The 26,449-nt window shown below is 62.5% G+C and carries 17 protein-coding genes, 1 tRNA gene and 5 pseudogenes; 8 read left to right on the forward strand and 15 right to left on the reverse strand.

The features are described 5' to 3' along the window. Positions 1-168: 168 nt before the first annotated feature. The 5 genes and pseudogenes from ACQW02_RS09695 to ACQW02_RS09715 all read right to left on the reverse strand — a co-directional run. Complete coding sequence (locus tag ACQW02_RS09695; RefSeq protein WP_431285032.1) at positions 169-396, reverse strand: hypothetical protein; 228 nt, start codon at positions 394-396, stop codon at positions 169-171. 686 nt (positions 397-1,082) lie between these two features. After that, positions 1,083-1,864 (reverse strand): annotated as a pseudogene (locus ACQW02_RS09700) (IS5 family transposase). Between the two features lie 132 nt (positions 1,865-1,996). Next, positions 1,997-2,236 (reverse strand): annotated as a pseudogene (locus tag ACQW02_RS09705) (IS701 family transposase); the annotation flags it as partial. Positions 2,237-3,008: 772 nt separating this feature from the next. Next, positions 3,009-5,024, reverse strand: coding sequence for a sensor histidine kinase (locus ACQW02_RS09710; protein ID WP_431285048.1), 2,016 nt, complete (start codon positions 5,022-5,024; stop codon positions 3,009-3,011). Between the two features lie 1,562 nt (positions 5,025-6,586). Beyond that, positions 6,587-6,718 (reverse strand): annotated as a pseudogene (locus ACQW02_RS09715) (IS66 family transposase zinc-finger binding domain-containing protein); the annotation flags it as partial. 177 nt (positions 6,719-6,895) lie between these two features. Here ACQW02_RS09715 and ACQW02_RS09720 point away from each other — a divergent pair. The 3 genes and pseudogenes from ACQW02_RS09720 to ACQW02_RS09730 form a co-directional block, all read left to right on the forward strand. After that, complete coding sequence (locus ACQW02_RS09720; RefSeq protein WP_431285884.1) at positions 6,896-7,048, forward strand: hypothetical protein; 153 nt, start codon at positions 6,896-6,898, stop codon at positions 7,046-7,048. Beyond that, a pseudogene (locus ACQW02_RS09725) lies at positions 7,036-7,403 on the forward strand (IS5/IS1182 family transposase); the annotation flags it as partial. The gene ACQW02_RS09720 and the pseudogene ACQW02_RS09725, both read left to right, overlap by 13 nt. Beyond that, positions 7,393-7,623: pseudogene (locus ACQW02_RS09730) on the forward strand (transposase domain-containing protein); the annotation flags it as partial. The pseudogenes ACQW02_RS09725 and ACQW02_RS09730, both read left to right, overlap by 11 nt. A gap of 625 nt (positions 7,624-8,248) precedes the next feature. Here the strand turns inward: ACQW02_RS09730 and ACQW02_RS09735 are convergent. The 3 genes from ACQW02_RS09735 to ACQW02_RS09745 all read right to left on the reverse strand — a co-directional run bounded on the left by ACQW02_RS09735 (position 8,249) and on the right by ACQW02_RS09745 (position 9,763). Next, the gene (locus ACQW02_RS09735; protein WP_431285049.1) at positions 8,249-8,599 is read right to left on the reverse strand and encodes a hypothetical protein; all 351 of its coding nucleotides are present in this window, start codon (positions 8,597-8,599) and stop codon (positions 8,249-8,251) included. A 75-nt stretch (positions 8,600-8,674) separates the two neighbouring features. Next, a complete protein-coding gene (locus ACQW02_RS09740; RefSeq protein ID WP_431285885.1) occupies positions 8,675-9,571 on the reverse strand; it encodes an IS1 family transposase in 897 nt (298 codons plus the stop codon). A gap of 119 nt (positions 9,572-9,690) precedes the next feature. Next, positions 9,691-9,763, reverse strand: a tRNA-OTHER gene (locus ACQW02_RS09745). A 304-nt stretch (positions 9,764-10,067) separates the two neighbouring features. Here ACQW02_RS09745 and ACQW02_RS09750 point away from each other — a divergent pair. Next, entirely contained in the window at positions 10,068-10,877 is an 810-nt protein-coding gene (locus tag ACQW02_RS09750) for a hypothetical protein (RefSeq protein ID WP_431285050.1), read from the forward strand. A gap of 287 nt (positions 10,878-11,164) precedes the next feature. On the opposite strand, the gene ACQW02_RS09755 is transcribed toward ACQW02_RS09750, so the two are convergent. The 7 genes from ACQW02_RS09755 to ACQW02_RS09785 form a co-directional block, all read right to left on the reverse strand. Then, positions 11,165-12,415, reverse strand: a complete 1,251-nt coding sequence (locus ACQW02_RS09755) for a hypothetical protein (RefSeq protein ID WP_431285051.1) — start codon at positions 12,413-12,415, stop codon at positions 11,165-11,167. Between the two features lies 1 nt (position 12,416). Further along, entirely contained in the window at positions 12,417-12,785 is a 369-nt protein-coding gene (locus tag ACQW02_RS09760) for a DUF5681 domain-containing protein (protein ID WP_431285052.1), read from the reverse strand. Then, positions 12,778-14,124, reverse strand: a complete 1,347-nt coding sequence (locus ACQW02_RS09765; protein ID WP_431285053.1) for a site-specific DNA-methyltransferase — start codon at positions 14,122-14,124, stop codon at positions 12,778-12,780. The genes ACQW02_RS09760 and ACQW02_RS09765 overlap by 8 nt, the downstream gene beginning before the upstream one ends. An 81-nt stretch (positions 14,125-14,205) precedes the next feature. Continuing rightward, positions 14,206-14,856, reverse strand: coding sequence for a hypothetical protein (locus tag ACQW02_RS09770; RefSeq protein ID WP_431285054.1), 651 nt, complete (start codon positions 14,854-14,856; stop codon positions 14,206-14,208). A gap of 568 nt (positions 14,857-15,424) precedes the next feature. After that, complete coding sequence (locus tag ACQW02_RS09775; protein ID WP_431285055.1) at positions 15,425-15,742, reverse strand: hypothetical protein; 318 nt, start codon at positions 15,740-15,742, stop codon at positions 15,425-15,427. A gap of 247 nt (positions 15,743-15,989) precedes the next feature. Then, the gene (locus ACQW02_RS09780; RefSeq protein WP_431285056.1) at positions 15,990-16,679 is read right to left on the reverse strand and encodes a Crp/Fnr family transcriptional regulator; all 690 of its coding nucleotides are present in this window, start codon (positions 16,677-16,679) and stop codon (positions 15,990-15,992) included. 10 nt (positions 16,680-16,689) lie between these two features. After that, positions 16,690-17,388 (reverse strand): cyclic nucleotide-binding domain-containing protein, encoded by a 699-nt coding sequence (locus ACQW02_RS09785; protein WP_431285057.1) that lies wholly within the window; start codon positions 17,386-17,388, stop codon positions 16,690-16,692. A gap of 246 nt (positions 17,389-17,634) precedes the next feature. On the opposite strand from ACQW02_RS09785, the gene ACQW02_RS09790 reads away from it, so the two are divergent. From ACQW02_RS09790 to narJ, 4 genes are read left to right on the forward strand one after another with little or no spacing between them, the layout of a single operon-like run. Further along, positions 17,635-20,403 (forward strand): nitrate/nitrite transporter, encoded by a 2,769-nt coding sequence (locus ACQW02_RS09790; protein ID WP_431285058.1) that lies wholly within the window; start codon positions 17,635-17,637, stop codon positions 20,401-20,403. Between the two features lie 28 nt (positions 20,404-20,431). Next, a complete protein-coding gene (locus ACQW02_RS09795; protein WP_431285886.1) occupies positions 20,432-24,175 on the forward strand; it encodes a nitrate reductase subunit alpha in 3,744 nt (1,247 codons plus the stop codon). After that, positions 24,121-25,698 (forward strand): nitrate reductase subunit beta, encoded by a 1,578-nt coding sequence (gene narH / locus ACQW02_RS09800; RefSeq protein WP_431285059.1) that lies wholly within the window; start codon positions 24,121-24,123, stop codon positions 25,696-25,698. The genes ACQW02_RS09795 and narH overlap by 55 nt, the downstream gene beginning before the upstream one ends. Next, positions 25,698-26,444 carry a nitrate reductase molybdenum cofactor assembly chaperone gene (narJ, locus tag ACQW02_RS09805; protein ID WP_431285060.1) on the forward strand — a complete coding sequence of 249 codons (747 nt, stop codon included), beginning with the start codon at positions 25,698-25,700 and terminating at the stop codon, positions 26,442-26,444. The genes narH and narJ overlap by 1 nt, the downstream gene beginning before the upstream one ends. Positions 26,445-26,449: the final 5 nt, after the last annotated feature.

The following is a 26,449-nucleotide window of genomic DNA, read 5'->3' on the forward strand; positions in this document are numbered from 1 at the left end:
CGGCCGGTGAGGAGCAGCCCAGATGCTCCCTGAAGAAACGCCGCGTCGTCTGGGATTGGCTTCTCAGTCAACGCGACTTCAAGCGCCTAGTTAGGGCTGCCCCTTGGGTGTTGGGCGGGACATTGGCTTTTGCTTCCTGTCCGCGGCCTGGGTAGGCGTGATGTCCGTTCAGCCGACGTTGGCGGTTACCCGTGCGACGGCAGCTATCAGCGCGGCGCGAACTGCCACGTCTTGCACGGCCAATCCACATACCGGGGCATTTTCGAAAACTATCTTTATCTCATCAAATAAAACGGCAGCAACGTTCGGCCGATTTTCCATCGGAATGTCGGCAAGAATTGATTGAACGATCCGCTCCAATGCGTCAGCGACCGTTTCTGGATCATCTGGCAGCAATATCCCGCAAACCTTTCTTGAAATACTTCAACGCGCAATCTGAGACTCGGGATGAGCTCCGATGGCTCGATCGAGCGCACAATTTTTTTACATCTTGAAGCGTCGCGCGCCCAGGGTATTCGACTCGAATTGCGTTCACGCATTTCGTGAGCGGCGGATCATCTGGCGATGGAAGCACAAGATAGAATCGCCATTTGAAATATATCGTGATTGAAATCTTTCGACCGCGTGTTTCGATTGGTGCCTACAATTCAACAGGTTAATGAGCACTTCGATGCGCACGCATTAGGTGTGTAAGTTTGCGTTACACAACCTGTTAATGGTTACACTCATATTGTCAAAAGGGCTTACAAACTTCCCCAAAAATCGCTGTCGCGGAGCGTAAATATGTTGAGCGTTGAGCGCCAAAAAGGCCCATCCAACCAAATCGTTGACCTCATAGAGAATTTGGCAAATTACGCGCGTGAAAAAGACCTGCCTTTGGCAGATGAGGCACTTGCCTCGCTCCTTGCGGTTCTTATGGGTCCACACCCATCGTCCAATCGCTCGGATTTTTCTGGATCGAATGGATTTCTGATAGAATAGGATTTGAAAAATATTTATCATATTTCCAAGATATTTGTGATGACGATGACATGAATTTTGAATTGGCCGTGCAGAATCAATAGACCGCGGACGTACTCAGATCAACTGACTAGGCTCAGGACCCATTGTCCGACCCAGAAAATGACGGTGACGGCGATGAGGATGGCATAGAAGAAAGTGTGGGCGCAGCGGTCGTATCGGATGGCGATGCGGCGCTAATCCTTGATGCGGCCGAAGGCGTTCTCGATCCTGTGGCGCTTGCGATAGAGCATGGCGTCATAGGCGATGGCCACCTTGCAGTGCCTGCGCGGAGGGATGGATTGCGTGATGCCGCGGGCGAAGAGGGCTGTGCGATAACGGTTGCTGTCATAGCCCCGGTCGGCGATGGGATCGCGGGCTGGCGGCAAGGCAGCGATCAGCAGCCCAGCTCCCTTGTGGTCACTCATCTGGCCTTCGGAGAGCAGCATGACGATAGGCCGTCCCTGGCCATCGCAGACGGCGTGGAGCTTGGAATTCAACCCGCCCCTGGTGCGCCCGATGCGGCGGGGAACAGCCCCTTTTTGAGCAGGCTGGCGGCGGTGCGATGGGCCTTGAGATGGGTGCTGTCGATCATCAGCCGGTCGGGCTCGCCCGCATGGCCGGCCAGCCCTGCGAAGATGCGGTCGAAGACGCCCAGGCGGCTCCATCGGATGAAGCGGTTGTAGAGGGTCTTATGCGGGCCGTAAGCGGGCGGTGCGTCGCGCCAGCGCAGGCCGGCACGGATGACGAAAACGATGCCGCTGAGGACGCGCCGGTCATCGACCCGCGGCACGCCGTGCGAGAGCGGGAAGAAGGGCTCTATCCGCCGCATCTGCGCGGGCGAGAGCAGGAAGACATCGGCCATGGCGGCACCTCCGCCACCCCCAGAATCACAACCGCCCGCGCCTATGCAAGCAAATTAATGGGTCCTGAGCCTAGGCTTCCACCTAGGCCCTCACGGTTACGCCGACTGTCCGGTCGAAATGGGGGCCGCTCCATCCGCATCCCGGCGGCCGCGGCCCAGGACGGCCTGCTGGCGCCATGGGCCAGGATCGCCCGCAGCCTCGGCGCGCATCCAGCCGGTCTTGCGCCGCTCGTCGCCCAGCAGCCCGTCCAGGAACAGGCCCGCCGAGGCCGCTACCCGAGTTTGCGTGAACAAGGGCCGCATCCGCGCCTTGATGTCACGCAGCGAGGCCGCCCAAAGCTCCAGCGTCGTCTCGATCGATGCGCCAGACATCCATGACCTCCCGAATCATGGTTGCCCATTGATTCAGAAGGTCCAAGAATACGCAACTGTAATGCTAAACATTTGACCCTGTACCTGCGGCAAACATTCGCCCTCGCCGCCCCAGCTTCCTGATCCTTGGAGATCCCGATGATCTGCTCATCACTGAACCTGCTGCGCTTCGTTCGTCCGTTCCCTTACGCAACGGACTCTACCTAAACGTGGCTCCAGTTGAGGATGCCAGTCACCAACTGAAATGTTATGTTATGCTATGTTATGCTATGCTATGCTATGCTATGCTATGCTATGCTATGCTATGCTATGCTATGCTATGCTATGCTATGCTATGCTATGCTATGCTATGCTATGCTATGCTATGCTATGCTATGCTATGCTATGCTATGCTATGCTATGCTATGCTATGCTATGCTATGCTATGCTATGCTATGCTATGCTATGCTATGCTATGCTATGCTATGCTATGCTATGCTATGCTATGCTATGCTATGCTATGCTATGCTATGCTATGCTATGCTATGCTATGCTATGCTATGCTATGCTATGCTATGCTATGCTATGCTATGCTATGCTATGCTATGCTATGCTATGCTATGCTATGCTATGCTATGCTATGCTATGCTATGCTATGCTATGCTATGCTATGCTATGCTATGCTATGCTATGCTATGCTATGCTATGCTATGCTATGCTATGCTATGCTATGCTATGCTATGCTATGCTATGCTATGCTATGCTATGCTATGCTATGCTATGCTATGCTATGCTATGCGGCAAAGGCCTCAGGCGCAGTTGTGGCTGCAGCAAAGGAAATGCGGGCCTGCAAGCCTGCCGGCGCGAAGACCAGGCGAACCTCGGTACCGGCGCCGAGGTCCGAGGCCAGGGCCCGTTCCAGCAGGCGCGTCCCGAAGCCTCGTTTCTCAATGGGCGGCTCTACAACGGAGGGGCCGCCGGTCTCGACCCATTCCATCGTCGTCAGACCGCTGGCCTCAGTGCGCCACCTGAGGGTGACACGTCCCTCATCATTAGACAGCGCGCCGTGCTTCATCGCATTGGTGGCAAGCTCGTGTAGCGCGAGAACCACCGCTTGTGCCTGGGTGGGCCGCAGCAAGACGTCTGATGAATCAGGGATGGTGACACGTGACGTCATGCCGTCCACCCAGGGTCTCAGGGCAGTGCGGGAGACCTCGCCGAGATCCGTGACACCCCAGGCGTGGGCAGTGAGCAAATCGTGCGCGGATGCAAGCGCACACAAGCGGGCACTCAGCTCGCTATTGAGCTGTTGGGGATTGGCGACTGCCCGCCGGAGAGTGATGCTGACAATGGATTGCACCGTTGCCAGCGTGTTCTTCACTCGATGATTGAGTTCCCGAACCAGGAGCTCGCGCCCTTTCTCCGCCCGGATGCGCTCAGTCACATCCTGTAGGACCATGCATACGCTCGCGATGCGGCCTTCGCCGTCGCGGACGGGATGGCAGCTTGCAAGGAGGTGCCGGGTATTGCGTACCGTCCCCGGCGCATCGCCGGACACGGGGACCTCTAGTACGGGCCGTCCAGTGGCGAGCACACGGCCGTGCGCGTCCTCAATACGGTCGGCAATACTTGAAGGAAGAATTTCCGACGGGCGGCGTCCAATATGGTCCGCCCCTGAAACTCCGGCTACTCCAGCAAGCTTTGCATTAACGGAGAGGAACTGGAGATCCCGGTCGAGCAGGGCCAAGCCGACGGGAATGGTATCGTGCAGTCCCCTGAGTTCGGAAAGGGTGCGCAGCGCCTCAGCCTCGCTCTCCAAAGCCGTCCGGCGAGCCTTTTCCACCACAGTCAGAATTTCCTCGCCGCTTCGGTCCCGGCCCCCATGCCGCAGGGCGAAGCCGGTCGCTAGCATGGCAACCAAGGCAGCAAGCGCGGCTCCAACAAAGCTGGGTGTCTCCGCTGACCAAGCGGGCCCTGCCGGTGATGACATGGCGGCAACGATGAACCAGTCCGGAATGGTTTGAAGCTGACGGACTGCGTAATGCATGGTGGTCCCATCCGCTGCCGGTCCACTCCCTGATCCAGCCGGATGTAGCGTTACGCCGTCGGGGGCCAGGCCGGAGAGAATTTCGAGATCGCGCAGCTGGGCTGAGGAGACGATTGCATGCCCACTCCGCTCGGCCAACTCAGCTGACGTTCCCTCCCGGACCATGCCAACAAGTATGCGTCTCAGATCCCCCGCTGCAATCCGGGTGGCCACTACAGCAACGCTCTCGCCTCCGCGCTTGACCGGGACGGCGATCATGACAGTGGGATGCTCGATGTCCGCCCCGGAGGCCAGCCCGCTGACTGCGACTGTGCCGGACTCAAGCGCTCGCAGCGCGGTCAACGTATCGTCGAGGCCCGGAAGGGGGGTCCCAAATGCGACGGCCGTATTGGCGAGTTGCGCAAGGGAAGTATCGGCGACCGCCACAGGCGTGCCCAGGACCCCGGCCATCGCCCTCACACTGGCATCCAGTTCAGACAGATCCAACGAAGGTCGATCGAGAACGGGAGAGACGGCTATGGCTTCTACTACAATCGCGTGCCGCGCGATCTCTGTATCGACCGCCGCAGCCAGGGCCCGGGCGTAGGTATCGAGTGCCTGGATACGTCCGAGTATGCCCGGATCACCCTGAAACAGTGGCAGCCGGGCCAGGAGTGGTCCCGCGGCTGTCGCGGCCGCCACGGCGAGAAGAATTGCTGTCAGCCGGATCGCTGCACCTCCGCGCAAGCGAATAGGCTTGCCCAGAGGTCTGGTGCTGCGCATAGCCCACTGCAGGTTTTCGTCTCTTGCAAGCATCGCGCACTGGTAGGCACATTGAGTTTAATTTTCAATCGGAAGCTATGAATGCGCGTCGGATTAATCGCAGTGGTTGCGGCTCTGCTGTGTGCCTGTGCAGTGGTGCCGGAGTCGCAGATCCCAGGGCCGCCTCAGATCACAGGGCCGTCGCAGACCAGAGTGCCAAGGCCGACCCGTTCAACCGTCTTGCGGCAGCAGGCGCCTGGCCGTGGAACGCTCCAGCCGGGTCCCGGCCAGCGCGGGACCGGCGCCGATTCAACGCAGGCTCTTCCCACTGCCGCGGAAACGGAGACGTCCGGCGTGGCCGTCGCAGTCACCCCTCAGACGTCACCGATCTACAGCGTCACGGCTGACGGCGCCGTCGGCTGCGAGGATCCCGCAGCACTTAGCATTCTCCGCGGATTGCGCGAGTCTGGTGGAGCTGGTCCTCGACTGTTGGCGCAAGCACATCGGGATGGCCGGTGCATGACGGTCTTCCGCCTGAATCTATGGTCCCTTGAACGCATGGAGGGGGATTTGGCCAAGCTCCGTCTGATCGGCGGCGGGGAACAGGGGGGAACGTTATCGCTTTTCTTCCTGCGTAGTCAGGTTATACGCGTCTCGTGAACTGCTGACTCACCTGTGTGAGGTTTTGTCTTTGGCGGCGCGATTCTGGCCGGGGTGGTCGGCCCTGAAGACTTGGGCGCAGCGCCTCGCCACCCGCTCCGGTATGCGCAAAGCCGAAGTGGCACTGGCCGAGAAGCTCGCCGTCGTGCTGCACCGCATGTTGGCGGATGGCACGCCCTTCCTTGCCCACCACGCAGCCGCGGCCTGACGTCGCCAAGAAGCATCACAAGGTTCGGGCGGCCAGGGACACCAGCCGACCGGAGCAAAGGTCCCGTCGCCGGGACGATGGATCAGGACAGGTCGCGGCAGGCTCAGCGGCGCCGCAAGGATGACCGCGTTTCTTCAGATCGGCCGACCTGCTCCTCATCAGACCCCATCAGGTGGCGGCCCAGTGCCGACCCCGGACAGAAGCAAGACAGCGGCGACAGGACCCACGCTCAATAGGGTTGACTTCAATAGGCCCATTACGGAACCAGCCTGCTAGCGGCAGCATGGAACAGGCAGCCCTGGACGTGCGCCAGAGACAGCGCTGCCCTGTATTGGAACCACCGGCGCGTAAGATTGCTCGGGCGGCATAACGCCGCCTCCAGGGCCCAGCCCTCGAGGGCCACGCCGAGCCGTCGCTGGTCCTCGCCCACAACTTCCGAGGCGACCTTCGCGGTCGCGCAATGCAGCGCGATGCGGCAGGTCTACCCGCGGAAGGCTTCGAACGGTACTGGCAGGACGACCTTGCCCGCCTGGTGCACCTCGGCGAAGCTGACCCGTAGCCCGTTCACGAAGGCTTTCACCGTCTGCACCAGTCTGACATGGGGGAAGGGCACAAGGTCCAGCACCAAGCGCAGCGGGCGGTCCGGCACGCGCATCAGAAATGCGAGTTCGGCCTCTCGCCGGTCCATCCAGACAAAATCCTGTTCGCCCGGGTGCCAGCCCGCGCTGAGGTAAGGCACCGGCGGCTGGGTGATGGCCTCGCAGGATTGGCAGGAGAACCGCTCGCGGACGGTCCGGATCACCCTCCACTGGCGCGGCACCACCTCCAGCGTCTCGGTGATGTCCTGCTGGCAGGCGCGCCGGCAAGCCGCTGCACGCAATGCTCGGCAGCGGCCGGCCGAGGGGCCGCCCGGCCCCGCGTGCCGGCCTATGCCAGTCTGCTGTGCTATGGCGAGGCGACCGCGGTGGCGCACAACGCTGCCGAGGCAGTCCGCGAGGGCTACAGCCAGATCAAGCTGCATGAGGTGGATCTCGCCTGCATCCGCGCGGCGCGTGACGCGCCGCCGCCCGAGGTGCCGCTGATGCTCGACATCAACTGCGCCTGGGAGAGCGGGCAGGATGCCATCGGCTTCTGCCGCGCAGTGGCGGGGATGAACAGCCGCGGGTGGCGGCGCTGATGTCGGACGAGCATTTTTCGGCCGATGGCACGCTGATCCGGGCTAGGGTCAGCCACAAATCCTTCAAACCCAAGGACACGCCCAGGCAGGGGGCGGCGGCGATAATCCGCCCAGCGGACGCAACGCCGAGCTCGACTTTCGGGACGAGACGCGCAGCAACGAGACCCACGCCAGCACCACCGACCCCGACGCGCGGCTGGCCTGCAAGTCCGACAATACTACCGCCATCCTGGCCTATGCCGGGCATGTCCTGATGGAGAACCGCCACGGCCTGGTGGCCCAGGAACAGCTGAGCCATGCGACCGGCAGGGCTGAACGTGAGGCAGCGCTGGTGCTGCTCGATCGGCAGCCGGGTGGGGCGGAAGTCGTGGCTGTTCGCCGGCTCCGACCGCGGCGGGGAGCGCGCCGCGGCGATGTACTCGCTCATCGTCACCGCCAAGCTGAACAATGTGGATCCCCGCGCCTGGGTGGCCGACGTGCTCGCCAGGATCGCCGACCACCCGGCCTTCTGGCTGGACGAATTGCTGCCCTGGAACTGGAAGGGCGACCAGCCCAAAGACGTCGCTGCCGCCTAACCCTCACCGTGCCGCGGCCCTCGGCGGATTCTTACAGTTTTGCGGCGGTAGCAACACAGCACTCTTCAAGGCTGCGCTGCCGCATGATGGCGGCCGTCCGGGAAGAGACGCCGTAGTTGTCGGCGCCAGCGGAGAGTGGGTAGGCTTGCGCTGAGGTGTTCTGGAGCCTCCAGGGGCGGGCGCCCGGGAGCGGCTTGGTTGGCCGATGCCATGGTGAGCGGGGCAGGAGAGCCGCTGCGCTGGAGACGTCCGACGCGCATGTGCCTACGCTGCCCCATCAGGCTTTCTCGCTGGCCACGCGGTCATTGAAAAGTTCTGTCCCCGCCATGGGCATCGCTGTTCCGTCAGGACCAATCCCTGTTCTATGTGTCAGGGTGATCAACACATGTCTTTGACATTTCGAAGATACGGCCGGCCGAGCAAAGGCTGAAGATTATTTGCCGCGCGGTCTGGCCCTTAGTACACGCTGAGGAACCCAGCTTCAAAAAAATCCTGCACGCCAGCGAGCAGGATCGGCCGACCGTCGCCCGCAGGCTGGCGCAATGGCGACGGTATCAGGGGCGGATTGATGCCTCTTGGATGGTCTTCATCGATGAGACCTGGAGAAAGCGAAGCGCCCGTAATCTCATTCAACGTCCGGTTTTGCTCTGAGGTCTTCCACGAGCGTGACGCCGTGATGGTACTTGAGCTCCTCCCACTCCTGCGGGGTTACCTGATAAAAGCCATCGGATGCGCGAACGATCTGGCGTCCGCTACGCACCGTGAATTGAGTCGATTGGGATTGGTGATCGAAAACAATTGTCAGATCGTCTGGACTCAGGTTGTAGGCCCTCAACAATTCCCCACGCATATAGTCGAGAAGTCCCTCTGCGCCAGTCGGCTGGCTGATGTAGGCCAAGGCCTGGGCTGTCGAGTCGACCTGATCGTCACGTCTGCCCTTGGGAAACATAGCCAGCTCGTGGACATAGTCTGGCAACCAGGAGGCCTCCTGCGGAAGATATACTCGCCCCGCCTCAATCCTCGGCGTTTGCGCTGCCATCCGGGTAGTGTCTCAGTTTGAAATAACCGGCGCCGGCAGGGCGCGAGGCTTGTAAGGACCGCGCTTCTTCGCGGGAGCCTCGCGCGCATCGATCAGCGCCACAACATCTTCCATGGACCAGAGCCGATCCGACACGCCAGCGGCCATCGCGGGCGAGCAGCGCAGCGTCTTGTGGATGCGAACGAAGTTATACCAGACGGTGTAGAGCGCGACCATGTGAGCGTGGTTCTCGGCCTTCTTGGAGAAGCCGTTGGTCAGCCGCGTGAACCGGCGCATGGACATGCGCATGGTCAGGTTCTGGCGCTCAACATACGACGTGCTGACGTGGCGCTTGTCGGGGTTGCCTTCGATCCGGACCTTGCGAATGCCGGTGCAGTCAGCCGGGCTGTAGCGCCCCGCCGGGCCGGGCGCGTCGCCATACAGCTTGATTAGTTGCGAGTAATCCACATCGGCGCCGAAGGCGCCTTCCACGGCTTCCAGATACGCCTTGTGGCCATCAGTGGTGAGCTGCACCCGGTTCGCCAGCCGATCCGCCACGTCCTGCATGAACTCGGTTGCGTAACCGGCATCCCGGCCGCCAACCAGCCACGACAGGATCAGCTTGCTGTCAGCATCCAAGGCGGTCCACGTCCACACGTCGCCAGCTTCTTCCGGAGCCGACTTGGCAGTCGCGACGTTCTTGGCCTTTGCGTAGCAGAAGGACCAAATCTCATCGCACTGAACGCGCTTCGACTTCACGTTGCGAACCGCATTGTGGTGATGCTCGGCGCAGGCCGCGCCCGCCTTCTCAAGCAGGCCCGTCACGGTGTTGATGCTCACATCCACAACGCGGCTGATCGACCGCATTGATGAACCCTCGCAGAGCATCGAGAGGATTTGGGCGCGCTTTGCGAGGGGGAGCTTGTTCATAAGCAGCATGATGTGAACTTTTATGCTTACCGTCAAGTACAAAGTTCACATGAAAACAGGGGATTCCCTAGTCGGAGAATCCGTCCTACCTTCCTGCCGCCTGTGCTCGGGGAAGATAAAGCACCCGGAGGGAATCGAACCCCCGGCCGACCGCTACGAGACGGTTGCTCTATCCAACTGAGCTACGGGTGCACCGTAGGGCGGCCAGAGCTTAATCGAGCCGCCCCACACTGTTGTCGCCTACTAGACCCGCCACGTTCCTTCTCAGGGGAGCGCGTGGCGGGTCTTTCCTTTTTCGGCCCCCAGCGCCAGCAGGCGCAGCGTGGGGGCTAACACTCTCCTGGTCATGAGCCGCTCCTTGTCACGCCATTCTACGGGCGCAAAAGGCGCCGTCAAGGATCTTCTGCGGATTTTCTCGTTTCTCCTTGTTTGGCGCCCGTGATCGCGGTAGGGTGGCAGCACAAACCAACTTCTGATGGGAGCATGGAGCCCTAAAATGGTCGAACAAGTAGAGAACGCGCCCACCCCTAACGGGGGCGCTAACGCAATTAAGGACGCGCCGCAGAAGCGCGTTTTGTCGGAAATCGAGTTCCCCTATGCCGATCTTGAAGCGGCCGGTGAGCTTGCTTCGGTACTTCAGCAGCGAGCGGGCGGCGAGAGCGAGGACGCAGAGCTAGCCGCGTGGTTAAACCAGAGCGTCAACGGAGGAACCTACCGTTCGCGGCGGTCTGCCGCCCGGATGTTCGGGTTGATCGACCTGTCTCAAGGCCGCGTAACGCTTACGCCGCTCGGCCGCGATTTGGTGGATGACGTGAAGTCGCGCGCAGCGCGAGCAGAAGCGTTTTTGAAGCCCGAGCTTCACCTAGCGATGTACGAAAAGCTTCGCGGAACCGTGCTGCCTCCGGCGGCAGCTATCGAGCGGATGATGGGTGGCCTGGGCGTCTCTCCGAAGCAAGTCGAGCGCGCGCGACAAGTGTTCCAAAAATCCGCGACGCATGCGTCGTTCATTGATCCGACGAATGGGCGCTTCATCAAGCCTGCCAGCACCCCGGGCTCGATCAATGATCCTCCGAGCGAAAAGCCCGAAGATAAAGGCGGTAACGGCGGTAGTGGCGGAGGGGATGATGCGTTGCAGCTTGACCCGCTGTTGATGGCGCTGCTTCACAAAATCCCCCCAAAGGGAAGTGAGTGGGGTGCGGCCAAGCGTGTCCGTTGGTTCCGCACATTCGCCATGAATGTGTCGCAGATTTACGATACCGACGACGAAGTCATCGAGCTAAAAATTGAACCTATCCCCGGCACCTAGGTTGGTTTAGCCCACCGCTTTGCCGCTGCTGCCCTGGCCACAGCCGCTCGACGCTCAGGCGTCATGGCCTCTGCCCGCGCCTTCCCGCCCTTCCGCCCCATTTCGGCGGCGGGGCTGGCTGGCGGCGCAGTCTCGTCCATCTCGCCTGTCGCAATGCGCATGACATGCACAGCGTTGCCGATCACGTCGGCCGGGCGCTTCTCGCCCTTCGGTCCTTTGGGCATCCTGTTCGCTCCATGCTTGCCGGCAAGCATATAGGCGGCCGGCGCCCGGAGCGATGGGGCGGTTTAGCAGCACCCGATTTCAAACTGAGACACTACCGCCATCCGCATCACCTTGTCCTTGATGGCTTTGACTGGCACGATCCGCGCGAAGCCCTCCCCGGTCAGCTCCTGGATCAACTGTATTCCCGCCGCCGAGTCCTCGATCACGACCGTTCCTGCCCGGTGCTGCTCCGCCATGAGGCCCACCTTGCGCTTTAGCTCCGGGTATTCCAGTCGCTCGCGTAGGACATGGATCAGATAAAGGTCGCCCCGCCCCGTTACGCCCCAGGTGGTGCAAACACTGTAGTCAGCCAACTCGCTGGCCTTCGAGGCGCAATCCCAGCTCTGGATCACCCGGTCAAACCGCGGCGGATGCGAAAGTGCGTAGCGTTGAAACCAAGCGATCTTGACGAGACCGCCGCCCGGCGGGGTCGGCGACTGTTGATACTGCGCGGCGAAGAAATCCGACCCGAGCAGCCTCCGTTGCTTCTCCAGCACCGCTACCGGTTCTCGCTCGGGATGTAGAGCTTCCCCGGCCTTGCGGTGATGCCGCAGCGTCCCAAACGGGGTTCGGATAACGTGCAGTTCATCGTCTTCCGCAATGGCAGGAAAAGCCAGGAGCTCGAAATCCGCGAGCTCCATGACGTGACCGATCATGTCGTCCTCATGCAGGCGCTGCATCACGATGATGATGCGGTCATCCTTCTTGTTGTTGATGCGCGTGAACAAGGTGTGCCTTGTCCATTCATTGGCACGTGTCCGCTCGGCGTCCGACAGTGCCTGGTCCGGCTTCATGGGGTCATCGACGATGATCACATCAGCGCCCATGCCGGTCAGCGTGCCGCCCACCGAGGTCGCATAGCGCTTGCCACTGGCGCTCGTAGCCAGATGGCTTATCGCGTGGCGGTCCAGCACCGTCGCGGGAAACAGGCGGCGATACCAAGGCGAAAGCATAATGCGCCGGCAGTCAGCCGAGAGTTTGTCCGACAACTCCTGGCCGTAACTGACACAAACGATCTCGCGCCCCGGATCATGCCCTAACAACCAGGCGGGCAGGGCCACAGAGACGATAATTGATTTGAGGCTTCGTGGCGGAAGCGCGACCGCCAGCCGTACGTTGGTCTCGGTGCGAATACGATCGACCTCGCCGCAGAGCTTCTGAATGTGAAAGTTGTCCGCAAAAGGTTCTCCGGTCAGCTCTACGAAGACGCGCTGAACGAAGACCGAAAAGTCCAACCGGGTCATGGCATCGAACTCTTGAGGCGTCAGCTTCATTCTAATCTTCCTGCTCGCGTATGATCCGGGTCAGGCGGGCAATCAGTCGGTCGGCGATCTCCCAGTCGGACTGAGTCATCACCGGAGCGCGGGCCGCCTCGGCCCGAGTATTTTCCTCAGCCGTACGGGCAAAATCGAGCGCAAGCTTCATGGAGCGGGGATTCCCGCTGGCGCCCTGATTGGCCACCTGCTTGGCGGTGATATCGAGCTTCGTTAGACGCCTGCTGCGTCCCTTCTCGGTGACGGTCACGACTTCCTGGACCGCGCGGGTTATGGCGGCGTCGACGCCACGGCCCTTCTTGGGGCGACCGTTCGGGTTGCCGGAACGGCCGGCGGGGAACCGGCCGGCTTGATCGCGGTTGCTACTCATGCTGGATCTCCCCAGCTTCCGCTTCGAGCGCGGTGAAGGACGCGCCGTCACGCTGGCGGATGGGTTCGTCACCGCTCCACTTGCGCCAGCGCCGCAGGATGGTGTCGCAATGGAGCGGATCGAGTTCCATCGCGCGCGCCCGCCGGCCGAGCTTATCCGCGGCGATGACACTGGTACCGGAGCCGGCGAACGGGTCTAGGATGATGTCGCCGCGCACGCTGGCATCGAGCAGGATGTCGCTGACGAGGGCTAGCGGCTTGACCGTTGGGTGCATCGCGAGCGGGTTACCCTCCTCAGCCGTGCGGGCGAGGCTGGCAGCGCTGGGGTAAGTCCAAACGTTGCTGCGCGAGCGGCCAAATCGCCCCAGCTGGACGTTGTTGCGGGATGCGGCACCCCCCTTGGAAAAGACAAAGAGAAGCTCGTGCTGCGACCGGTAAAAGCTGCCCATGCCAGCCTGATTCTTCTGCCAGACGCAGAGGTTCAGGAAGCGGTCGTACACGGCCTGGCCAGCGCGGCCGATTTCCACGACGTGGCGCCAGTCCATAGCCCAGTAGTGCACCGAGCCCGGCGCAGCATGGTGATAGGCCAGGCGCATGGCACCTTCGAGGAATGCCGTGAAGCCGGCACTGTCCATCTCACCCACCGCCATGGCGAACTCGCGATGCTGAAACCGACCGAGGCCCGAGACATGGCCGGCGATCGGCACATTGTAGGGCGGGTCAGTCAATACCAAGGCAGCGCTGTCTTGACCCATCAACTTTGCGTAGTCGGCGTCCGAAAGGGAGTTACCGCACATCAGGATGTGCTGGCCGAGCCGCCAGACGTCGCCAACGTGGGTGATCGGACTGTCGGTCGCGACATCAACCGGCGGGGTCTCTTCCTCGGCACCCTCGACGAGGCTCTCGATGCGCAGCTCGATCTCGGCCATCGCAAACCCCGTTGCCTCGAGATCGAAGTCGAGATCCAGGCCGCTGAGATCGAGCAAAATCGCGCCTAACGCCTGCTCGTCCCAGGTCGAGAGTTCGGCGAGGCGGTTGTCCGCGATGATAAAGGCCTTGACCTGACCTTCGCTCAAATGCTCGACGCGGATGACCGGCACGGCGTCCATACCGAACTTCTTGGCCGCCTCCACCCGGGCGTGGCCGGCGATGATGCGCTGGTCGCCATCGATCAGAATGGGCACGTTGAAGCCAAATGCCTTGATCGATTTGACTAGGCTGCGGATCTGCGACGCCGGATGCTTACGCGGGGCGCCGGGCATCGGATTGATGCTACCGGGCGGGACATACTCGATCTGCAGCGTCGCGTTACAACGCGGCGGTTTGATCGGCCGGGACATCGAGGGCTCCTCTCCAATCGGTGGGAGCTCCTAATGATGCGGATCGGTCTTAGAAAAATAGGGTCAAAATTCGAAAGCGCGTCATTTGATCCATACCAGATGCAAGAAATCTTGCTCGCAAACTTTGAAGCACGTCGTGGCGCACATGTACGCCTTCAACATGTTGCTTAGAGGTACCAACCTGGCAATCCGATCGATATCATCCAAAATAATCCCGCAATCCTGCTCAATGTGGCCCGAAGCCAAATCGTGAATATCGATCGCGACGGCGAGGTGGAGGACTGGCCTACTGGGCCGCAGCACGCGTTTCTGGAAATTGTCCGCCTTTTCTTTGTCGCCACCCGAAAGATAGTGGGCGACTTGGCGCTGGGAGAATTTCTTGAGGCCCGTGGGGAGAGGCTGTGGACCTGCAAGCCAATCGCGCATCCATGGGCGCACCGACCTCGCCGCTGCCATTCTATCGTCCAACCGACGCCTCGATGTCCGCAACGCTGCCCTACACCAGGTGGGGTCCGCATTCACGAGCTCATTCAAGCGCGGATCGGCGAACGGTATAGAACTCTCATCGATCCGATTGGCTTCGTGAAGGAACTGTGCAGCCCAGGCCACCTCTGCCTTCTTACGGGCGACCTCCTCATTGGTTCCCGGAAAGGCCAGGGCGGCGAAGAATCGGGCGCCCGTTTCTAGATCTGAACATTCTCCCGGCCCGAGCCGCCGCTCCTGCAGAACCATCCTGACCTTCCGATCTGGTGCGGGGATAAACGGGCCAATGCTGCCTGTTACCCGCCTGATATCACCAGATTAATACCTGATAAGTGAGTCGGGAAGCGAGAGCGTTAACCCTTTGAACAGGCGATGTTTTCCAGTATTTCCAGTGTGTCAAACGCGTGCTTTCCTTTACGATCCACCAGAAACAGGATGGGAACAGGGATAACAGAGCCGAGACGGGTTCGCAGCTGACTGCGTCCACAACTAGCCAGTCAGGGGACTTCCGCGGTTTGCTGGGTGGTGTCGTGGATCGCTGAAAAACTGGCGGTTGTCCGGGGGTTTGCCGGTGAGGCTCGGTGCTCTCAGGTCATGAGAGACGCGGGAATCGGAGACTTGTCGGGGATTTCGCGACGGTGTCTCTGAAGGGACTTCTGGCAGCACCCGGGCAGGACGATGCGAGTGCCAGCCCTGGCGCGTAACGCAGTTCGAGCATCGATCGTTCAGACGGGTTGATTAAGGAGAGGCGAGAGCTTCGCCTGGTTTGCGATTGTGCCTGGTGCAGCGAGTGGTCACAAACGGGACATGCTCAAGGCTAGCGAAAGCCGAGCGTCTGCTCCTGCTGCTGCCAGTCGAGCGGCAGGCGTGTGTCGAGCATCAGGGCCTGCGCGGTGAGGCCGGGCGGCTGCTGCCCTTCAAGGATCTGGCTGACGATTCGCGGGGAGAGGTAGGCGATCCGCGCCAGACGCGTGATGTAGGATTTGCTCAACTCTTCGCGTTCGGCAAATTCCGTCAGACTGGCGCTGTCGTCGGCGATCAACCGGTTGCGCAGGCTCTGGGCCTTGAGCACCAGCTGCACCAGCGCCTCGTCCGTTCCGACGGCCGAGCCGGCTTGATCCACCACCAGCGCCATCTCCTGACCGGCACGGCGCAGCGCTGCACTGACCGAGAGGATAACTGGCTGCTCCCCCGGCGCGGAGTCGGATGGTACTTGCGGGGGGGAGGTCAGCTTCTGGCCAAGCAGATGCTGCAGCAGTGGGAACCGGATTCCAACCTTCTCTGGGCGAAAGCCATGTCTCCGGTGGGTAGGCAGACGTACGCATCGCGACCGTCCCCACCGGCCGCCGCCCTACGCCTCCTTTCAGAAACGCACGTCCAATTCAGTCTTCCGTCGAGCGATTGACGAAAGCCAACACCACCGCGGTGTCACGGATACTTGCCTGGTTACCTGTCACCTCGACGCCCAGGTCTCTGATCCGCGCGATGGCGCGCGAGAAGGTCGCGGGCTTCATGCCCAGGCGGTTGGCGATCAGGCTCTTCTCATGCGGTAAGCTCAGCGTGACGGCACCTGTCTTCTCGCCACAGAGGCCGAGCAGAAACTCGGCCACGCGTTGGTCGGCGGAAAGCAGCTTCATCTTCTCAATCTGATCAACCAGCACCTTCAGGTGCCGGGACATCGAGGCCATCATCGCGAAGGCGATCTCCGGTCGCTCGGCCACCTTGCGGCGCAAGGCATCGCTTTCGACGTGCATGACGCGCGAGGGCACCACCGCCTCGGCCGCGACCGGATAGCGGCCGCCCAGGAACATCGCCGCTTCGGCGAAGCTCTCCCCCGCGCCATAAATGTGGACGACCGCCTCATCGCCCCCAGGGTTCACGCGGCTCAGCTTGACCTGGCCGCCCAGCACCAGAAAGAACGCGCGGGCCGGATCGCCTTGCTGAAACAGAACCTGGCCGCGCTCGATCGATCGTACCGAGCGTTCATCCACCAGGGCCGCCAGATCTGCCGGAGGCAGATCGCGCAGGATCGCACTCCTTCGCAGGATCGCCCAATCTTCTGACGTCAGCATCGGCGATGCATCACAGGCTTGTCCCGTCGATGGTGGAGCAGGGATGGGCCAGCTTGTGCAGCGCGGCCACGTCCTGGATGACGACCGAGGGACCGTGCACCACGACGTGGTAGGCACCAAGCGCCGCGAAGGACCGCGACAGGACTTCAGGCGCCATGCCCAGGCGTGCCGCGAGCACCTTCTTGTCGAAGGGGAAGTCGAAGTGCCCGGTAGAGCCATTCTCCGCGTCATGCGTGAGCAACCAGTTGGCCAACCGCTCCAAACCGGACCGCAACTTCTGGTTTTTCAATTCCTTGATGACGCCGCGGTAGGCCAGGGCCAGGTTTTCGGCCACCGCCCGCGCAAAGCCGCCATCGGCGGCAAAAGCCTGGCGCACGGCGTCCGCCGGCACCATCAGAATCCGCGACGCCACCAGGGCCCTCGCGGATTGGAGATAAGGGCGGTCGAACAGTACGGCGGCGAGAATGAAGCTGTCTCCTGGTCCTGAAACCCCCAGCGTCGTTTCCCTGTCGCGGTGAACCGAGAACATCTCGACCGTCCCCTCAACGACAACGTGCAGGAAGTCGGCCGGCTCCCCGGTATGGATGAGTTCTACATGGGCAGGGAACCGCTGCAGGAAGGCGCCGCGCAGCATGGCCTCGACCTGGCCAGGCTCGACACTCCGGAGAAAGGGGATGCGCCGCATCTCCTCCAAATCTTGGCTTCGCATGGCTCGCCTCCCGCACCGTACCTTACTCCGCCAGCGCGCCGTCTGCTTGACTATTGTCAAGTGAGGACCAGCCGGACGTCGTCCTAGCGCTTGATTCTTGCCTCCATCCCCCATGCCCTGCGTTGGCAGTCGTCTTGAATCGCTCCCGGACTAACCTGAGCTTGACTTAAATCAAGCAGAATTCCCCGGCCCCTACGTTCAGTTCGCCCCGACCGGACGCCGCGCGTCGCGAGGAAGGGGGCATGAATGTCCAGCGCCACTGCACCATCCGCCATAGACGGCGGGCCCGAACAGGGCCGCGCCCTTTGGCTGTCGACCATTGCCTTTACGGTGTGCTTCGCGGTCTGGACGATCTTCGCCATCATCGGCGTCCAGATCAAACGCGACCTGGGCCTGAGCGAAACGCAGTTCGGCCTCCTAGTCGGCACGCCAATCCTCACCGGCTCACTGATCCGGCTGATGCTCGGCATCTGGTCGGACCAGTACGGCGGGCGGATGGTGTTCACCTTCACCATGCTGTCGGCCGCGGTGATGACCGCCTTGCTGACGCTTGCCTATGACTACCCGACCTTCCTGCTCGCGGCTCTGGGTGTCGGCATCGCCGGTGGCTCTTTCTCGGTCGGCGTCGCCTATGTCGCCAAGTGGTTTCCGAAGGAGAAGCAGGGCACCGCACTGGGCATTTTCGGCGCGGGTAACGTGGGCGCCGCGGTCACCAAGTTCGCCGCACCCGTCATCATGGTCGCCTATGGCTGGAAGACCGTCGCGCTGATCTGGGCGGCGGCGCTGCTGGTCACGGCGATCGTCTTCTTCCTGATGACCAAGGACGATCCCGACCTGGCCCGCCGCCGGGCCACCGGCGCGAAGCCCGAGCCGCTCTCGGCCATGATGGAGCCGCTGAAGAACATCCAGGTCTGGCGGTTCTCGCTCTACTACTTCTTCGTCTTTGGTGCCTTCGTGGCGCTGGCGCTTTGGCTGCCGCGCTACCTGATCGGGGTCTACGGGCTCGATATCGTCACCGCGGGCATGGTGGGCGCGGCCTATTCCATCCCGGCTTCGATCTTCCGCGCCTATGGCGGCCACCTGTCCGACAAGTTCGGCGCGCGCCGCATCATGTACTGGACCTTCCTGGTCTCGGTGGTGTGCACCTTCATCCTCTCCTACCCGCCGACCGAATACGTCGTGCAGGGCATTCGCGGGCCAGTGAGCTTCAGCATGTCCATGGGCCTGATCGGCTTTATGGTCACGACCTTCACGCTTGGCTTCTTCATGAGCCTCGGCAAGGCCGCGGTCTTCAAGCACATCCCGGTGTACTACCCCGACCGCGTCGGCGCCGTGGGCGGCATCGTCGGGCTGGTCGGTGGCCTCGGCGGCTTCGTGCTGCCGATCGCCTTCGGCGCGCTGAACGACCTGACCGGCGTGTGGCAGAGCTGCTTCTGGCTGCTGTTCGTGCTGGTGTCCGTCTCCCTAATGTGGATGCATATCGCCATCCGCCAGATGGAACGCGAAGCCGCCGAGCAGGGCGTGGCCATCCGCAGCCTGCCCGAACTGCCGGAGATGCAGCCGATCCACGGCGCGGCCCAGCAGGGCGCGCTGGCCGCCACCGGCCCGATCCAGGATTGGCGGCCCGAGGACCCGGCATTCTGGGAAGGCGGCGGCAGCCGGATCGCGCGCCGCAACCTGTGGATCTCCGTGCCCTGCCTGCTGCTGTCCTTCTCGGTCTGGATGGTGTGGTCCGTCGTGGTGGCGAAGCTGCCAAGCGTGGGCTTCGCCTTCACCAACGAACAGCTGTTCTGGCTGGCATCGCTGCCCGGGCTTTCGGGTGCGACGCTGCGCATCGCCTACAGCTTCATGCCGGCGATCTTCGGCGGCCGGCTCTGGACGACGCTGGCCACCTGGTCGCTGCTGATCCCGGCGCTGGGCATGGGCTTCGCCGTGCAGGACCCGGCGACCCCGTATTGGATCTTCCTGATGCTGGCGCTGCTGTGCGGCTTCGGCGGCGGCAACTTCGCGTCCTCGATGGCCAACATCTCTTTCTTCTTTCCCAAGAGCGAAAAGGGCAACGCGCTGGCGATCAACGCCGGCCTGGGCAACCTGGGTGTCAGCGTGGTGCAGTTCGTCGTGCCGCTGGCCATCACGGCGGGCGTCTTTGGCTGGTTGGGTGGTGCGCCGCAGACCGCGACCGTTGCCGGTGTCACCACCACACTGTGGTTGCAGAATGCGGGCTTCGTCTTCGTGCCCTTCATCATCGCCTCGGCCTTCGCGGCCTGGTTCGGGATGAACGACATCGCGACCATGAAGGCCTCCTTCGCCGACCAGGCGGTGATCTTCCGCCGCACGCACAACTGGATCATGTGCTGGCTCTACACCGGCACCTTCGGCTCCTTCATCGGCTTCTCTGCGGCTTTCCCGCTGCTCTCGCGGATCCTCTACCCTGAGGTCAACGCGCTGAAGTACGCCTTCCTTGGCCCGCTGGTCGGCGCCCTGTCGCGCGCCGTGGCCGGGAAGGCGTGTGACCGGATCGGCGGCGGGCGGATCACCTTCTGGGTCTTCATCGCCATGTCGGCCGGCGTGATGGGCATTCTCTATGCCATCGGTAGCAAGGCGGATCCCACATCCTTCCCTGTATTCTTCGCGAGCTTCCTGTTCCTGTTCGCGGCAACCGGCGTCGGCAATGCCTCCACCTTCCAGATGATCCCCGCGATCATGCGCAAGGAAGTGGCGCGGCTGGAGCCCGTACTGAATGCCGCGGAGCGCGTGAAGCAGTCGGACAAGGAGGCCGCGGCCATTATCGGCTTCACCTCCGCCATTGCCGCCTATGGCGCCTTCTTCATCCCCAAGAGCTTCGGCACCTCCATCGCCATGACCGGCGGTGCCGAGGCCGCGCTCTATGGCTTCCTGGCCTTCTACGTCAGCTGCGTGGCGGCGACCTGGTGGTTCTACACGCGCCGCGGCGGGCTTCTCTACGACATCGAGCATGGCGGCCGCGCCGGCCCCGCCATCACCCCCGTCCAATGATCCCGATCGACAGCCGAGGCATCAGCGCATGAGCCATTTTCTTGACCGCCTGACCTTCTTCAAGAAGGTCCAGGAGCCCTTCTCGAACGGCCACGGCATCACCACGAACGAGGATCGTCGCTGGGAGGATGGCTACCGGAAGCGCTGGCAGCACGACAAGATCGTGCGCTCCACGCATGGCGCGAACTGCACCGGTTCCTGTTCGTGGAAGATCTATGTGAAGGGCGGCATCGTCACCTGGGAAACCCAGCAGACGGATTACCCGCGCACCCGGCCGGACCTGCCCAACCATGAACCGCGCGGCTGTTCGCGCGGCGCCTCCTACAGCTGGTATCTCTACTCCGGCAACCGCGTGAAATACCCGCTGGTGCGCTCGCGCCTGATCAAGCTGTGGCGCGAGGCGAGGGCGGTGATGACGCCGGTGGCCGCCTGGGCCTCCATCGTCGAGAACCCGGAGAAGCGCGCATCCTACGTCACCAAGCGCGGCCATGGCGGCTTCGTGCGCGCGCCTTGGGACGAGGTGCAAGAGATCATCGCGGCCGCCAATGCCTATACGGCCAAGACCTATGGCCCGGACCGCATCTTCGGCTTTTCGCCGATCCCTGCCATGTCGATGGTCTCCTACGCCGCGGGGTCGCGCTACCTGTCGCTGATCGGCGGCGTCTGCATGTCCTTCTATGACTGGTACTGCGACCTGCCGCCGGCCTCGCCACAAACCTGGGGCGAGCAGACCGACGTGCCGGAATCGGCCGATTGGTACAATGCCGGCTTCATCATTTTGTGGGGCTCCAACGTGCCACAGACGCGCACGCCGGACGCGCATTTCTATACCGAGGCGCGCTATCGCGGCATGAAGAGCGCGGTGATTTGCCCCGACTACTCGGAAGCAGCAAAGTTCGGCGACATCTGGCTCTCGGTGAAGCAGGGCACGGATTCAGCCCTGGCGATGGCGATGGGCCACGTGATCCTGAAGGAGTATCACGTCGCGCGGCAGGTGCCGTATTTCCGCGACTATCTGCGCCAGTACACCGATATGCCGATGCTGGTGAAGCTGGTGCAGCAGGGTGACCAGTTGGTGCCCGAGCGCTTCCTGCGCGCGAGCGACTTCGACCAGTCGCTGGGCGAAGCCAACAATCCCGAATGGAAGACAGTCGCCTTCGACGAGACCACCGGGAACATTGTCGCACCACGTGGCACCATCGGCTTCCGCTGGGGTGAGAGCGGCAAGTGGAACCTGGAAGAGAAGGCTTCAGGCGGCGAGGCCATGAAGCTGCGCCTCTCGCTCGACGGCATCCAGGACGAGATGGCGGAGGTCGCCTTCCCCTATTTCGGCAATATCGAGCATGAGCATTTCACCTCGACCACGCATGCGAGCGTGCTGAACCGTCGAATACCGGTGAAGCGCCTGGCGTTGGCCGATGGCGAGACGTTGGTAGCATCCGTGCACGACCTTTTCCTCGCCAACTACAGCGTTGACCGCGGCTTCGGTGGCGACAACATCGCGGCGGGCTATGACGAGATCGCACCCTACACGCCGGCCTGGGCCGAGAAGATCACCGGCGTCTCGCGGGACAAGATCATCCATGTGGCGCGCGAATTCGCGACCAATGCGGAGAAGACCAAGGGCCGGTCGATGATCATCATCGGCGCGGCGATGAACCATTGGTTCCACGCCGACATGAACTACCGCGGCGTCATCAACATGCTCGTGCTGTGCGGCTGCGTGGGCCAATCGGGCGGCGGCTGGGCGCACTATGTGGGCCAGGAGAAGCTGCGCCCGCAGGCTGGCTGGGCGCCGCTCGCCTTCGCGCTGGATTGGGGCCGCCCGCCGCGCCAGCAGAACTCCACCTCGGCCTTCTACGCGCACACCGACCAGTGGCGGTATGAGACGATGAATGTGGGCGATATCGTCTCTCCCACCGCGCCGAAAGGCCCGTGGGACGGCACCATCATCGACTACAACATCCGCGCCGAGCGGATGGGCTGGCTGCCCTCCGCGCCGCAGCTCGAGACCAATCCGCTGCAGGTCGCGAAGGACGCGGCGGCGGCCGGCATGCCGGCGAAGGAGTACGTGGCGAAGGGGCTGAAGGACGGCACGCTGAAGCTGTCCTGCGAAGACCCGGATAATCCGAGAAACTGGCCGCGCAACATGTTCGTCTGGCGGTCCAACCTGCTCGGCTCCTCGGGCAAGGGGCACGAGTATTTCCTCAAGCACCTGCTGGGCACGACGCATGGCGTGCTGGGCAAAGACCTTGGCCCCGAGGGGCGCGCGAAAGCCACCGAGGCCGTCTGGCATGAGCATGCGCCGGAGGGAAAGCTGGACCTGCTGGTGACGCTGGATTTCCGCATGTCCACCACCTGCGTCTATTCGGACATCGTGCTGCCGACGGCCACCTGGTACGAGAAGAACGACCTCAATACCTCCGACATGCACCCCTTCATCCATCCGCTGACCAGCGCGGTGGACCCTGCCTGGGAGGCTCGCAGCGACTGGGAAATCTATAAGGGCATCGCCAAGGCATTCTCCCGCGTCGCCCCCGAGGTTCTGGGCGTCGAGAAGGATGTGGTGCTCAACCCCATCAAGCACGACAGCGCCCTCGAGATCGCGCAGCCCTTCGATCCGCGTGACTGGAAGCGCGGCGAATGCGAGCCCATCCCCGGCAAGACCATGCCAATGGTCTTCGAGGTGGAACGTGACTACCCCGCGACCTATGCGCGCTTCACCGCGCTCGGCCCGCTGATGGAGACGATCGGCAATGGCATCAAGGGCATGGCCTGGAAGACTGGCCATGAAGTCCATCACCTCAAAGCGCTGAACGGGGTGCATGCCGAAGGTGCGAACAAGGGTCTCGCGCGGGTCGTCAGCGACATCGACGCGACCGAGGTAATCCTCATGCTTGCGCCCGAGACGAATGGCGAAGTTGCCGTCCATGCCTGGCAGGCATTGGGCAAGGCGACGGGCCTGGACCACACGCATCTCGCGCTGCCGAAGGAAGACGAGAAGATCCGCTTCCGCGACGTTGTGGCTCAGCCGCGCAAGATCATCTCCGCTCCCACCTGGTCCGGGCTGGAGAGTGAGAAGGTCTGCTACAATGCGGGCTACACGAATGTGCATGAGCTGATCCCCTGGCGCACGCTGACGGGGCGCCAGCAGCTTTATCAGGATCACCTGTGGATGCGGGCCTTTGGTGCGGCGCTGTGCGTCTATCGCCCGCCGGTGGATCTGCGCGCCATCAAGCCGGTCATCGACATGAAGCCAAATGGCGAGAAGCAGATCGTGTTGAATTTCATTACGCCACACCAAAAATGGGGCATCCACTCCACCTATACCGACAACCTCCTGATGCTCACCCTGTCGCGCGGCGGGCCCTGCATCTGGATCAGCGAGCCTGACGCGAAGCGCGCCGGCATCGTCGACAATGATTGGGTGGAGGCCTTCAACAGTAACGGCGCGCTGGTCGCCCGCGCCGTCGTCTCCCAGCGCGTCAAGGACGGCATGGTCATGATGTACCATGCGCAGGAGAAGATCGTGAACATGCCCGGATCGCAGATGACGGGCAACCGCGGCGGGATCCACAACTCCGTCACCCGCATCGTGCTGAATCCGACGCACATGATCGGCGGCTACGCGCAGCAGTCTTACGACTTCAACTACTACGGCACGATCGGCACCAACCGCGATGAGTTCGTCATTGTCCGCAGGATGACGACGATCGATTGGCTCGAACGCCCGCATGTCGACGCAACGCTGGTCACGGGAGAAGTGGCATGAAGATCCGCGCGCAGATCGCCATGGTGCTCAACCTGGACAAGTGCATCGGCTGCCACACCTGCTCCGTCACCTGCAAGAACGTCTGGACCAATCGCGAGGGCATGGAATACGCCTGGTTCAACAACGTCGAGACCAAGCCCGGCATTGGCTACCCCAAGGACTGGGAGAACCAGGACAAATGGAAGGGTGGCTGGAAGCGCCTTCGCAGCGGCAAGATCCAGCCGCGCATCGGTGGCAAGTGGCGCGTGCTGGCGAGCATCTTCGCCAACCCGAACATGCCCGAGATCGACGATTACTACGAACCCTTCACCTTCGACTACGAGCACCTGCAGAAGGCGCCCGAGATGGAGGCCTTCCCCACCGCCCGCCCGCGTTCACTCGTCACCGGCGAGCGGATGGAGAAGATCGAGTGGGGGCCGAACTGGGAGGAAATCCTGGGCGGCGAATTCGCCAAGCGCTCGAAGGACGCCAACTTCGAAGGCATCCAGAAGGAGATGTACGGGCAGTTCGAGAATACGTTCATGATGTACCTGCCGCGGCTGTGCGAACACTGCCTCAACCCGGCCTGTGCGGCGGCCTGCCCCTCAGGGGCGATCTATAAGCGCGAGGAAGACGGCATCGTCCTGATCGACCAGGATAAGTGCCGCGGCTGGCGCATGTGCGTCTCGGGCTGCCCCTACAAGAAAATCTACTTCAACTGGTCCTCGGGCAAATCCGAGAAGTGCATCTTCTGCTACCCGCGCATCGAGGCGGGTCAGCCCACGGTGTGCTCCGAGACCTGCGTCGGCCGCATCCGCTACCTGGGCGTGGTGCTCTACGACGCCGACCGCATCGAGGCGGCTGCAAGTGTTCCCGATGAGAAGGATCTGTACCAGTCGCAGATGGACATCTTCTGCGACCCAAACGACCCCGCGGTCATCGCGCGGGCGCGCGCGGATGGCATCAGCGACTCCTGGCTGGAAGCCGCGCGCCAATCGCCGGTGTGGAAGATGGCGATGGAGTGGAAGGTCGCCTTTCCGCTGCACCCGGAATACCGCACGCTGCCGATGGTCTGGTACGTGCCGCCGCTCTCGCCCATCACCGCCGCGGCGGAAGCCGGCAAGATGGGCATCGATGGTGGGATGCCGGATGTGCGCTCGCTCCGCATTCCGCTGAAGTACCTGGCCAACCTGCTGACGGCTGGCGATGAGGCGCCGGTGGCCAGCGGGCTCGAGCGCATGCTCGCCATGCGCGCCTATATGCGGGCCAAGACCGTTGACGGCGTCATCGACGAGACGATCCCCCAGCGTGTCGGCATGACGGCGGCACAGATCGAGGACATGTACCACATCATGGCGATCGCGAATTACGAAGACCGCTTCGTGATCCCGACCGCACATCGCGAGGTCACCGAGGACGCCTATGAGATGCGCGGCCATTGCGGCTTTTCCTTCGGCGATGGCTGCGCGCCGAGCGAGCAGTCAGGCAACCTGTTCGGCGGCATGAAGCTGAAGAACGAAAAGCCGAAGATGGGAGTGCTGTGATGCGCACGCTCAAGGTTCTCTCGGCCCTGCTCACCTACCCGACCCCCGAACTCGTCGCCGCCGGCGCGGAGCTTCGCACCGTGCTCGACCGGGAGGCCGTGCTGCCAAAGCGGGAGCGCGCGGCGGTGGACGCACTGATCGCGGATATCGCAACGCAAGACCTCTATGATGCGCAGGAGCGATACATCCTGCTGTTTGACCGCACGCGCTCGCTCTCGCTGCATCTGTTCGAACATGTACATGGCGAAAGCCGCGATCGGGGCCAGGCCATGGTGGACCTCATCAAGGTCTATGAGGATGGCGGCTTCACGCCCACCACAGCGGAACTGCCGGATTTCCTGCCGCTGTTCCTGGAATATGCGGCCACCCGCGCACCGGCCGAGGCGATCGAGCTGATTGGCCAGCCCGGCCATGTCTTCGCGGCGCTGCGGGAGCGCCTGGCCAAGCGGTCTTCGCCCTATGAGGCCATCTTCGCGGCCCTCACCGCGCTGTCGCGCGCAAAGCTCGATGCCGGAGCACTTGCGGCGCTACGCGCCGAGCCGGATCCGGAGCCCGACGACCTGGAAGCGCTGGATGCCGCCTGGGAAGAGGAAGAAGTGACCTTCGGCCCCGGCTCAGCTGCTGCGGCCTGCGGCACCGATACCCTTGCCGCCAAGCTGCGCCAGGCCGGGCGCCCCGCACCGGGGCTGGCGCCGCCACCGGGCCAGCGTCCGCGCACTGTTGTCACCCATCGTACCGCCGGCTGAGGAGT

The sequence above is a fragment of the Humitalea sp. 24SJ18S-53 genome (genome assembly GCF_050632385.1).
GTDB lineage: Bacteria > Pseudomonadota > Alphaproteobacteria > Acetobacterales > Acetobacteraceae > Humitalea.